We start from the raw sequence: 9,350 nt of genomic DNA on the forward strand, positions 1-9,350 counted from the left end.
CGCCGTGGACGAACCCGCCGCCTCCGGCCGCGACCGGATCCTGGCCGCGGCGGAGGAGCTGTTCGCCGAGCGCGGGTACGCGCGCACGTCGACCGCGCGCCTGGCGGCCGCGGCCGGGGTGCCGCAGGGGCTGATCTTCTACCACTTCGGCACGAAGGAAGGCCTGCTGCTGGCGCTGATCCGGGAACGGTCGACGCGCACGCTGGCGGACCTGGTGCCGGCCACCGTCCCGCCCGACGCGCACGCCGCGGTGGCCGAGCTCTGGCGGCGGCTGGCGCGGCACCTCGGCGAGCAGACGCCGATGCACCGGATCGTGTTCCGGGAAAGCGAGCACCACCCGGAGCTGCAGGCCCGCGCCCGCGAAATCCACGACTCCATCATCACGGCGGTGAGCGCCTACCTGGCCCGGGTGACCGGGGACGCCAGACCGGCGCCCCGGCACCACGCCGCCGCGCGGATGCTCGTGGCGACGTCATCGGCGACCTCGGTGACGCCCGGCGCGCCCCCACTGGCCGCGAAGGTGGTGGCGGACCTGCTGCTGAACGGGCTCGGCTGAGCTCCAGCTCGCGTCGGGCGGCGGGACGGCGGGACAGTGGTCACCATGACCGACACCGCGCTGCAGCGCATGGACAACATCGCCATCGTCGTCGACGACCTCGCCGCCGCCAAGGCGTTCTTCACCGAACTCGGCTTGGAGCTGGAAGGCGAGGCGACACTGGAGGGCAGCCTGGTGGACCGCCTCCTCCGGCTCGACGGCGTCCGGACGGACATCGCGATGATGCGGACCCCCGACGGCCACGGACGGGTCGAGCTGACCAAGTACCACTCACCCGCCAGCCCGGACGGCGCCCAGACCGTGCACGCGCTGGGCGCGCACCGCATCATGTTCGCCGTCCGGGACATCGACGACGTGCTCGACCGCCTCCGGGCGCACGGCGCGGAACCCGTCGGCGAAGTGGTGCGGTACGGGGACAGCTACCGGCTCTGCTACGTCCGCGGCCCCGCCGGGATCTTCGTCGCGCTCGCCGAGGAGCTCGACTGAGCGGCGATCCGGGCCAAGACGTCGACCGCGCGCGTCCAGCGCTCTTCGTCCAGCCCGGCCTGCGTCGTGATGCGCAGCCGGGAAATCCCGTCGGGCACGGACGGCGGCCGGAAACACCCCACCCGTACTCCCGCCGTGAGCGCGTCGGCCTGGGCGGCGAGCGCGGCGCGCGGCGAAGGCATCGGCACCGACAGCACCGCGCCCGCCGAGCGCGGCACGCTCAGCCGCTCGGCCAGTCCCGCGCCGCGCTCGTGGATCCGGGCCGGGAGGTCCGGCCGGGCGCGCAGTGTGCGCAACGCGGCCAGAGCCCCGGCGGTGGGCGCGGGCGCCAGCCCGGTGTCGAAGATGAACGGGCGCGCCCGGTTGACGAGGTGGTCGATCAGCGCGGCGGAGCCGAGGACCGCGCCACCCATCGCGCCCAGCGACTTGGACAACGTCGCCGTCATCACCACGTGCGGATGACCGGACAGGCCGAGGCCGTGCAGCAGTCCCCGGCCACTGTCGCCGGCCACGCCGAGCCCGTGGGCCTCGTCGACGACGAGCAGCGCGTCGTGCTCCGCGCACACCCCGGCCAGCTCGGCGAGCGGCGCGGCGTCGCCAAGGACCGAGAACACCGACTCGGTCAGCACGAGCGCCCGCCGGCCCCCGGCGGCGGCCAGCGCATCCCGGACGGAGGTGACGTCGTTGTGCGGGACCACCCGGACGGCGGCCCGGGACAGGCGCGCGGCGTCGATCAGGGACGCGTGGACGTGGGCGTCCGAGACGATCACGGTGTCCCGGTCCGCCAGCGCGGTCACCGCCGACAGGTTGGCGTGGTAGCCGGTGGAGAACACCAGCGCCGCCTCGCGGCCGGTGAACTCGGCCAGCTCGCGCTCCAGCTCGGCGTGCAGCGTGGTCGTGCCGGTCACCAGGCGGGACGCGCCGGCGCCTGCGCCCCAGACGAGCGCGGCTTCGGCTGCCGCGCGGCGGACGCCGGGATCGCCGCTCAACCCCAGGTAGTCGTTGCTCGCCAGGTCGATGAGGTCATCCCCGGCCGCCCGCGGGCGCAGCGTGCGCTGCAGGCCGGCGGCCTCTCGCGCGGCGCGCTGCGCGGCGAGCCACTCCGCCCAGCTCATGCGACCGCCGCCGCGGCCGCGATGCCACGGCAGATCGTGGCGATGTCGTCGTCGGTGCACACGTACGGCGGCATGGTGTAGATCAGGTCGCGGAACGGCCGCAGCCACACGCCCTCCGCCAGCGCCGCCTCGGTCGCCTTGGCCACGTCGACCGGGTGGTCCAGCTGGACCACGCCGACCGCGCCGAGCACCCGCACGTCGGCCGCCTCGATCCCGTGCAGCGCCTGCAATCCCGCGTTGATCCGGAGCACGTCGGCCCGCCAGTCCACACTGGACAGCAGGTCCAGGCTGGCGCTGGCGACCGCGCAGGCCAGCGGGTTGCCCATGAACGTGGGCCCGTGCATGAGCACACCGGAGTCGCTGGCCGACAGTCCCCTGGCGACCTCGGTCGTGCACAGGGTGGCGGCCAGCGACAGGTAACCGCCGGTGAGCGCCTTGCCGACGCACATCACGTCCGGCGCCACGCCCGCGGCGTCGGCGGCGAAGAGCGTGCCGGTGCGGCCGAAACCGGTGGCGATCTCGTCGAAGATCAGCACCAGCCCGTGCTCGTCGGCCACCTCCCGGAAGACCGGCAGACAGCTCGCCGGATAGGGGTGCATGCCGCCGGCGCCCTGCAGCAGGGGCTCCACGATCAGCCCGGCCAGACGTCCGGCGTGCTCGGCCGCGAGCGCGCGGAAACCCGCCGCCCACCCGGTGACGTCCACTTCGGACCGGGGCGGGCGGGCGCCGAACACCTGCTCCGGCAGCACCCCCGACCACATCGCGTGCATGCCGCCGTCCGGGTCGCACACGCTCATGCAGTCGAAGGTGTCGCCGTGGTAGCCGCCGCGAACGGTGAGGAACCGCGTCCGCTCCGGGTGGCTGGTGCCGCGCTGGTACTGCAGCGCCATCTTCATCGCCACCTCGACGCTCACCGAGCCGGAGTCGGCGAGGAACACGTGCTCCAGCCCGGCCGGGGTGAGGTCGACCAGCCGCGCTGCGAGTTCGACGGCGGGCTCGTGGGTGAGGCCGCCGAACATCACGTGCGACATCGTCGCCAGCTGGCGCCGCGCCGCCTCGTCGAGCACCGGGTGCCGGTAGCCGTGGATCGCCGACCACCACGACGCCATGCCGTCGACCACCTCCCCGGCGCCGTCGACGGTGATCCGGCTGCCGGACGCGCCGGTGACCAGCCGCACCGGGGCCGGATCGGTCATCGAGGTGTACGGGTGCCACAGGTGCCCGCGGTCGAACGCGAGCAGCTCGGCAGGGGTCATCAGGCGTTGGGGACGACGGCGGTGCCCGCGCCGCGCCGCCGGATCGCCGGGTCGACGGGTTCCCGTGCCGCGATGTCCTCTTCGGAGCCGAGCACGACGAAACCGTTGTCGCGGATCATTTCCAGGTCCGCCTCGGCGGCCTGCCCCTCGGAGGTGAGGTAGTCGCCGAGGAAGAGCGAGTTGGCGACGTGCAGCGCGAGCGGCTGCAGCGAACGCAGGTGCATCTCGCGGCCGCCCGCGATGCGGATCTCCTTGTCCGGGCAGACGAACCGCGCCATGGCCAGGATCTTCAGGCACCGCAACGGGGACAGCTCCCACGTGTCCGCCAGCGGGGTGCCGTCGAAGGGCATCAGGAAGTTGACCGGGATCGAGTCGGCGTCCAGCTCCTTGAGCGCGAACAGCGCTTCGACCAGCTGCTCGTCGGTCTCCCCCAGCCCGGCGATGAGTCCCGAGCAGGGCGACAGCCCGCCGCGCTTCGCCTTCTCCACGGTGTCCACCCGATCGGCGTAGGTGTGGGTCTGGACGATGTTGTGGTGGTGGCTCTCGGCCGTGTTGATGTTGTGGTTGTAGGCGTCCACCCCGGCGTCGGCGAGGCGCTCGGCCTGCCCGTCGGAGAGCAGGCCGAGGCAGGCGCAGACCTCAACGTCCGGGTGCTCGGCCTTCAGCGCCCCGACCATCTCCGCGACGCGGTCGATGTCCCGGTTGGACGGTCCGCGCCCGGAGGAGACCAGGCACACCCGCCCGGCGCCACCGGAGATCCCGGCGCCGGCCTGCTTGAGGGCCTCCTCCGTGGACAGCCAGGAGTACTTGAGGATGGGCGCCGCGGAGCCGAGCGCCTGGGAGCAGTAGTTGCAGTTCTCCGGGCACAGACCGGACTTCAGGTTCACCAGGTAGTTGACCTTGACGGTGTTGCCGAAGTGCGCGCGGCGCAGCCTGCCCGCCGCGGTGACGACGGACAGCACTTCGGCGTCGTCGGCGCCCAGCACGGCGAGGGCGTCGCCGGGCCCGGCGGGTACCCCGGCGAGGACCGCGTCGGCGAGCTGCTCGAACCTGGAGCCCATCCACTTTCTCCTGACTCAGAGTGACTATTCGATTACAACCTGAACGGTGTTCGGGTGAGCGGCGCTGACGGTACACTGGGCGCCGCGAACAGGTCAACGGGAGGAGTCCGGCGTGCGCTACCAGCGGCGCGATGTCGTCGAGCGCGCGATCGAGGTCCTCGACGAGTACGGCCTGGAGTCGCTCACCATGCGCCGGCTGGCCGCCGAACTCGGGCTGCAACCGAGCGCGCTCTACCACCACGTGCCGAACAAGCAGACGCTGCTGGCCGCGGTCGCCGACGAAATCCTCGAACGCGGCAAGCGTGAGCGCCGGGCCGCCGAGTGGGACCAGCGGGCGGTGGAGATCTGCGCCGAACTGCGCGACGCGATGCTGGCCTACCGGGACGGCGCCGAGGTGGTCGCCACCGCGCACACCTTCGGCCTCGGCGCGGGCGAACCGGCTGCGCAGCTGCGGGAGGCCCTGCGCGACGGCGGCCTGCCGGACGACCTCGCCGACGTCGGCACCCGGGCGCTGCTGCACCTGGTCTTCGGCCACACGGCGGACGAACAGGCGGCGCTGCAGGCCTCCAGCGCCGGGGCGATCGACCGGGAACCCGGCGGCCCCGGCGACTTCGAGCAGGGAATCGAACTGCTGCTGGACGGCATCCGCTCGCGCGTCCGCCGCTGACCACTCTCCGGAGCAGCTCACCAGGACGGCCGCGGCAAGTTCCTCCAGCAGTGCGGCGAAGTCCGGGACGGAGTGCCCGAACTTCGACTCCTCCGCAACGGCGACCGCCGCCTCGGCCCGCTCGTGGTCGGTCACGTCCAACGCGAACCGCAGCACGTTGCCGCCGGACCCGATCGACCCGGCCAAGGCCGCGCGTGTGCTGCTCGATCGCGCCAGTGGAATCCCGGTCCAGACACGCCGGTTCCAATCCGCCGTTCACGTGCTCGAGCCGTTCGCCCGGCGGCCGGCCGCCCCATCGCCAGGCTTCGGTGGAGCGGGCGTTCTCCAATCAGCCGGGTGTCCCCGCCCGCGCCCGGTCCACGCCCGCTGCGTGCATCCGGTGCACGTGCAGTTCACCCTCGGACAACAGCGTCACGGCGGCAGTGCGCCGGCGCGGGCAGCGGCGGCCACATCGGACAGAAGCCCGGCGCAGGTGCTGACTTAGGTCCTCGCCACGGGTGGCTTACGCCCGTTTCCCGCGGCGGCGCCGCTCGCACACGCTGAACCCGTAGAGCCGACGAGGAGGAACCATGCGACACACGCACCGGCACTGGCGCGAACTGAGCCGGACCGAGCAGGGAGCCATCGTCGCGGCGGCAGCCCTGCAGGTGGCCCTGGCCGCCGACGCGTGGTGGGACCTGTCCCGCCGCCCGGCCGAATCCGTGCGCGGCCCGAAGGGCGCCTGGGCGCTGGCGATCGCCGTGAACTTCCTCGGCCCGCTGGCCTACCGGCGCTTCGGCCGCAAGCCGGTCATCGAGCCGGAACCGGCGCACCCGTGAGGGGCCGCGCCCGGATCGCCGGGCTGGTCCTGGTCACCGCTCTGCTGGTCGCCGCGTGCGCGGCGGGACCGAACGACGCCGCGGCGAGCACGCCCGACCCGGCCGGGTTCTGGCTCGGCCTGTGGCACGGGATCATCTGCCCGATCGCGTTCATCGTCTCGCTGTTCGACGACAGTGTCGGCATCTACGAGGTGCACAACAACGGCAACTGGTACAACTTCGGCTTCGTCTTCGGCATCGCCCTGATGAGCTCGATCTTCAGCCGCCCCGTGTTCACGGCACCAGCCAGGCGGCGACGGCGGAAGTCCTGACCACGGCGGCTCGGGAAGCCCGCTCACCGGTGGTGCGCGATCTCCTCCTGGAGCCGCTCGAACCGGTGCCGCGCACGCTCGTCGGCCGCGGCCTGCTCGGCGGCGGCCGCCACGTGCCCGTCCGGCCCCGGGAACACCAGCGTGATCCGGTCGTCCTCCAGCCAGTGCACCAGGTAGGGCGGCGCACCGTCGGGCGAGCGCACCTCGATGATCTGGCCGCGCCGCGCCGGCTGCCCGATCACGGGCGACTTGATGACCAGCCAGTCCCCTGGTTCAGCGCGCATGATCCACCGGTTCCCCTCCGTCGCCGGCCATCTCGGACCCCGTGAACGAGTTGAGCGACCGGAAGCTGCTCATCAGCTGCGCCGGGAAGACGATCGTGGAGTTGCGCTCGATCGCTGTCCCGGCGAGCACCCGCAGGTTGAGCGGAAGCCGCCGCAGTCGTGCCTCGGCCGCGGTCCAGCCGACCACGATCGGGCCGGCGGGGTGGCAGGACATCAGTGGGGCCTCGTTCTCAGGTCGGATTTGGTGCCGCATGCCAGGGGTTCAGGCCCTCGGGACGCGTTCGACGGCGTCGAAGTGCTCGACGTCTCCCGCATAACACCGCGCCTCGATCACGCCCGGCACGCCCTCCGCGAGCGCCGCGGCGATCTCGTCGTCCCGCTGCCCGCCCTCGCTGTCGAGGATCAGCGCCCGGCCGTCCTTGACGTCCACGTACCACCGGTCCGCCCGCCCGAGCACGGCCAGGCGGGCGCGGATGTCGTGTTCCAGCAGGGCGTCCGGCCGGGCCAGCACGCGGACCAGATCGCGCGCGGTGATCACGCCGACGATCCGGTTGCCGTCCACCACCGGGACGGCGCGGATCCCGCGGCCGGCCATCATGCGGCCCACCTCGGTCACGTCGGTCTCCGGACCGACCGTGACGACATCGGTGGTCATCACCTCGCCGACCCGGCGGGCGACCTTCGTGCCCTCGCCGCGGAAGCGGTCGGCAACGAAGCCGGATTCGGTGACGATCCCGGCGAGCCGGTCCTCCTCGGTGACTGGCAGGGCCGTGAACCCGCGCTGGGCGATAAGCCACTCCGCCGACTTGACGGGCGTGCCCGGCTCGACCGTGACGGCCGGGGTGCTCATGATGTCTTTCGCTCGCATGGGATTCTCGTTTCAGCGCTCGTGTTCGGGACGGACCACCATCACCGGGCACTGGGCGTGGTGCAGCAGCGCCTGGCTGGTCGAACCGAGCAGCAGCCCGCCGAACCCGCCGCGCCCGCGGCTGCCGACCACGACCAGTTGGGCCTGGGCGCTCCACTCGAGCAGCTGGTGCCGGGGCCGGTCCCGCACCACCACCCGCTCGACCTTCACGTCCGGGTGCCGCTCCTGCCTACCGCTCAGCTGCTCGGCCAGCAACCGCTGCTCGTCCTGCTCGATCTCGTCCCAGTCCACCGCCAGCGGCAGGGCCCCGTAGTAGCCGGTGAACTGGTCGTCGCTCCACGCGTGCACCGCGATCAGCGGCGCGCCCCGCCAGGACGCCTCCTCGAACGCCGTGTCCAGCGCCCGCTCGCTGTTCGCGCTGCCGTCCACGCCGACGACCACCGGGCCGTCTTCGGTGTCCCGGCCGCGGACGACAGCGACGGGGCATTGCGCGTGGGCCGACACCTCGACCGTGGTCGATCCGGTGAGCATGCCGGTGAAGCCGCCGGCGCCGGAGCTGCCGAGGACGATCATCCGGGCGCCGCGGGACCGGGACACCAGCAGGGGCGCCGCCGGCTCGTCCGGCATCTCCGAGGTGATCGTGACTTCGTCGCCGGCGACCTCGCGGGCGGTGCGCGCCGCGTCCGCCAGTGTTTTCTCGCCCACCCGCACCAGCTCGTCGTAGGCGTTCTGCAGCACCGGCATCCCGGCCCCGTAGAACCCGGCGAGCGGGGCGAACGCGTACACGACGTGCAGTGGCTCGTGGCGGCGCCGCGCGTTCGCGGCGGCCCACCGCAGTGCCCGGAGGGAATGTTCGGATCCGTCGATCCCGGCGACGATCGCGTCCTGCGCGCTGCTCATGGTCATGCCCACGAACGTAGGGAGACGAGGCGCCCGCGGGCAGCAGGCCATGGTCACCGGCCGGAGGGACTTCCGGCCCTGCCGTTGGTCGCCGGGCCCAAGGTCCCGGGGACCGGGGACCAGCGGCCGTCGTGCACGCGCGAGCCGCGGGCGCACGGTGGAAGCGCCAAGGAGGTGGTCACCGTGACCGACACCGAACCCGACCGTCGCCGGCTCGCACTGGCGCGGCTCAAGCGGAAGCACGACTACTACGCGCACGCGCTCGTCTTCGTCCTCTTCAACGGATTCGCCGTCGGGATCTGGGCGCTCACCGGCGCCGGGTTCTTCTGGCCGATGTTCCCGCTCGCCCTCTGGGGCTTCGGCCTGATCATGCACACCTGGGACACGTTCGCGCCGAACTCGCCCAGCGAGAGGCGGATCCGCAGGGAGATGGACCGGATGCCGTGACCGCGTCGCACCGGCCCCGTGCGGCTCCGCGGGCCACATCGGACTGGGCGTCGTCCGGGCTCAGCTGATCCACACGCCGCTGTCCACCACCCAGATCCCGCCGTCGCCGGCGCGTGCCGGCTGCCGCAGCTGCAGGCTCACGATGCGGCCGGTCGCGGTGTTGATCACCTCCGCGGTGTGCGGGTCGGCGAGCGCGACGTCCGCGCCGCTCCAGCCGAGCCGGGACCGCACGAACGCTTCGGCCACGGCCGCCACGTCCAGCCGCCACGGCTGGTGCCCCTGGTCCACCGACTGCTGCAGGGCGGCGGCGTCCGCGGCGGACATGCCCTCCCCGGCGATGGTCGTGCCCGGCGCGGGGGTCTGCGCGGTCTTCGTGGTCTGTGGGGTCTGGGGTGCGGTGGTGGTCTTCCTCGTCGTGGTCGCCGGGCCAGGCCCGCTCGGCGAGGTCGGGCCCGCCGGCTGCGCGGAACTGGTCTGCGGCGCGGGCGGCGGGTTGTCGTCCCCGCCGCACGCGGTGAGCGCGCCGACGAGCGCGGCCACCGCGGCGGCGGTCCGGGCGACTGTGGTCATGGCGGTCCCCT

Annotated in this window: 14 protein-coding genes; 6 read left to right on the plus strand and 8 right to left on the minus strand. The window is 73.1% G+C overall.

The genetic code is table 11. The features are described from left to right. Positions 1-4: 4 nt before the first annotated feature. Both AMY39116_RS0323790 and AMY39116_RS0323795 read left to right on the plus strand, forming a co-directional pair. Positions 5-556: a TetR/AcrR family transcriptional regulator gene (locus AMY39116_RS0323790; protein ID WP_020420132.1), complete on the plus strand. Its 552-nt coding sequence runs from the start codon at positions 5-7 to the stop codon at positions 554-556. A 45-nt stretch (positions 557-601) separates the two neighbouring features. Beyond that, positions 602-1,042, plus strand: coding sequence for a VOC family protein (locus tag AMY39116_RS0323795; RefSeq protein WP_039791722.1), 441 nt, complete (start codon positions 602-604; stop codon positions 1,040-1,042). On the opposite strand, the gene AMY39116_RS0323800 is transcribed toward AMY39116_RS0323795, so the two are convergent. From AMY39116_RS0323800 to bioB, 3 genes are read right to left on the minus strand one after another with little or no spacing between them, the layout of a single operon-like run. Beyond that, on the minus strand, positions 988-2,157 hold the full coding sequence (locus AMY39116_RS0323800; RefSeq protein WP_020420134.1) for an 8-amino-7-oxononanoate synthase: 1,170 nt from the start codon (positions 2,155-2,157) through the stop codon (positions 988-990). The genes AMY39116_RS0323795 and AMY39116_RS0323800 overlap by 55 nt on opposite strands. Further along, on the minus strand, positions 2,154-3,413 hold the full coding sequence (locus AMY39116_RS0323805) for an adenosylmethionine--8-amino-7-oxononanoate transaminase (protein ID WP_020420135.1): 1,260 nt from the start codon (positions 3,411-3,413) through the stop codon (positions 2,154-2,156). Before AMY39116_RS0323805 ends, AMY39116_RS0323800 begins: the two co-directional genes overlap by 4 nt. After that, a complete protein-coding gene (bioB, locus tag AMY39116_RS0323810) occupies positions 3,413-4,474 on the minus strand; it encodes a biotin synthase BioB (RefSeq protein WP_020420136.1) in 1,062 nt (353 codons plus the stop codon). Before bioB ends, AMY39116_RS0323805 begins: the two co-directional genes overlap by 1 nt. Before the next feature lie 112 nt (positions 4,475-4,586). Between bioB and AMY39116_RS0323815 the strand changes: the two genes are divergently transcribed. From AMY39116_RS0323815 to AMY39116_RS43490, 3 genes are all read left to right on the plus strand, one after another. Continuing rightward, positions 4,587-5,141, plus strand: a complete 555-nt coding sequence (locus tag AMY39116_RS0323815) for a TetR/AcrR family transcriptional regulator C-terminal domain-containing protein (RefSeq protein WP_020420137.1) — start codon at positions 4,587-4,589, stop codon at positions 5,139-5,141. Positions 5,142-5,710: 569 nt separating this feature from the next. Then, positions 5,711-5,959: a PLDc N-terminal domain-containing protein gene (locus AMY39116_RS0323820; protein ID WP_020420138.1), complete on the plus strand. Its 249-nt coding sequence runs from the start codon at positions 5,711-5,713 to the stop codon at positions 5,957-5,959. Next, the gene (locus AMY39116_RS43490; protein ID WP_020420139.1) at positions 5,956-6,270 is read left to right on the plus strand and encodes a hypothetical protein; all 315 of its coding nucleotides are present in this window, start codon (positions 5,956-5,958) and stop codon (positions 6,268-6,270) included. The genes AMY39116_RS0323820 and AMY39116_RS43490 overlap by 4 nt, the downstream gene beginning before the upstream one ends. 23 nt (positions 6,271-6,293) lie before the next feature. Here the strand turns inward: AMY39116_RS43490 and AMY39116_RS0323830 are convergent, their stop codons facing one another. Genes AMY39116_RS0323830 through AMY39116_RS0323845 form a run of 4 tightly spaced genes read right to left on the minus strand, consistent with a single transcriptional unit; the run spans position 6,294 to position 8,328 of the window. Then, a complete protein-coding gene (locus AMY39116_RS0323830) occupies positions 6,294-6,554 on the minus strand; it encodes a DUF1918 domain-containing protein (RefSeq protein ID WP_020420140.1) in 261 nt (86 codons plus the stop codon). After that, the gene (locus tag AMY39116_RS0323835; protein ID WP_020420141.1) at positions 6,544-6,768 is read right to left on the minus strand and encodes a hypothetical protein; all 225 of its coding nucleotides are present in this window, start codon (positions 6,766-6,768) and stop codon (positions 6,544-6,546) included. Before AMY39116_RS0323835 ends, AMY39116_RS0323830 begins: the two co-directional genes overlap by 11 nt. Before the next feature lie 48 nt (positions 6,769-6,816). After that, positions 6,817-7,422, minus strand: a complete 606-nt coding sequence (locus AMY39116_RS0323840; RefSeq protein WP_063710180.1) for an HPP family protein — start codon at positions 7,420-7,422, stop codon at positions 6,817-6,819. A 12-nt stretch (positions 7,423-7,434) separates the two neighbouring features. Continuing rightward, positions 7,435-8,328, minus strand: coding sequence for a universal stress protein (locus tag AMY39116_RS0323845; RefSeq protein ID WP_020420143.1), 894 nt, complete (start codon positions 8,326-8,328; stop codon positions 7,435-7,437). A 177-nt stretch (positions 8,329-8,505) separates the two neighbouring features. Between AMY39116_RS0323845 and AMY39116_RS0323850 the strand changes: the two genes are divergently transcribed. Further along, positions 8,506-8,769, plus strand: a complete 264-nt coding sequence (locus AMY39116_RS0323850; protein WP_027936184.1) for a 2TM domain-containing protein — start codon at positions 8,506-8,508, stop codon at positions 8,767-8,769. Positions 8,770-8,829: 60 nt separating this feature from the next. Here the strand turns inward: AMY39116_RS0323850 and AMY39116_RS0323855 are convergent, their stop codons facing one another. After that, entirely contained in the window at positions 8,830-9,339 is a 510-nt protein-coding gene (locus AMY39116_RS0323855; RefSeq protein WP_051123589.1) for a hypothetical protein, read from the minus strand. Between the last annotated feature and the right edge of the window lie 11 nt (positions 9,340-9,350).

It is taken from the genome of Amycolatopsis sp. ATCC 39116 (assembly GCF_000231075.2).
Lineage (GTDB): Bacteria > Actinomycetota > Actinomycetes > Mycobacteriales > Pseudonocardiaceae > Amycolatopsis_E > Amycolatopsis_E tucumanensis.

What these genes read in the sequence shown, in the direction of transcription:
- AMY39116_RS0323795 (WP_039791722.1), top strand. Translation starts at nt 602, where the DNA reads ATGACCGACACCGCGCTGCAGCGCATGGACAACATCGCCATCGTCGTC.
- AMY39116_RS0323800 (WP_020420134.1), bottom strand. Translation starts at nt 2,157, where the DNA reads ATGAGCTGGGCGGAGTGGCTCGCCGCGCAGCGCGCCGCGCGAGAGGCC.
- AMY39116_RS0323805 (WP_020420135.1), bottom strand. Translation starts at nt 3,413, where the DNA reads ATGACCCCTGCCGAGCTGCTCGCGTTCGACCGCGGGCACCTGTGGCAC.
- bioB (WP_020420136.1), bottom strand. Translation starts at nt 4,474, where the DNA reads ATGGGCTCCAGGTTCGAGCAGCTCGCCGACGCGGTCCTCGCCGGGGTA.
- AMY39116_RS0323820 (WP_020420138.1), top strand. Translation starts at nt 5,711, where the DNA reads ATGCGACACACGCACCGGCACTGGCGCGAACTGAGCCGGACCGAGCAG.
- AMY39116_RS0323830 (WP_020420140.1), bottom strand. Translation starts at nt 6,554, where the DNA reads ATGCGCGCTGAACCAGGGGACTGGCTGGTCATCAAGTCGCCCGTGATC.
- AMY39116_RS0323835 (WP_020420141.1), bottom strand. Translation starts at nt 6,768, where the DNA reads ATGTCCTGCCACCCCGCCGGCCCGATCGTGGTCGGCTGGACCGCGGCC.
- AMY39116_RS0323840 (WP_063710180.1), bottom strand. Translation starts at nt 7,422, where the DNA reads ATGCGAGCGAAAGACATCATGAGCACCCCGGCCGTCACGGTCGAGCCG.
- AMY39116_RS0323845 (WP_020420143.1), bottom strand. Translation starts at nt 8,328, where the DNA reads ATGACCATGAGCAGCGCGCAGGACGCGATCGTCGCCGGGATCGACGGA.
- AMY39116_RS0323855 (WP_051123589.1), bottom strand. Translation starts at nt 9,339, where the DNA reads ATGACCACAGTCGCCCGGACCGCCGCCGCGGTGGCCGCGCTCGTCGGC.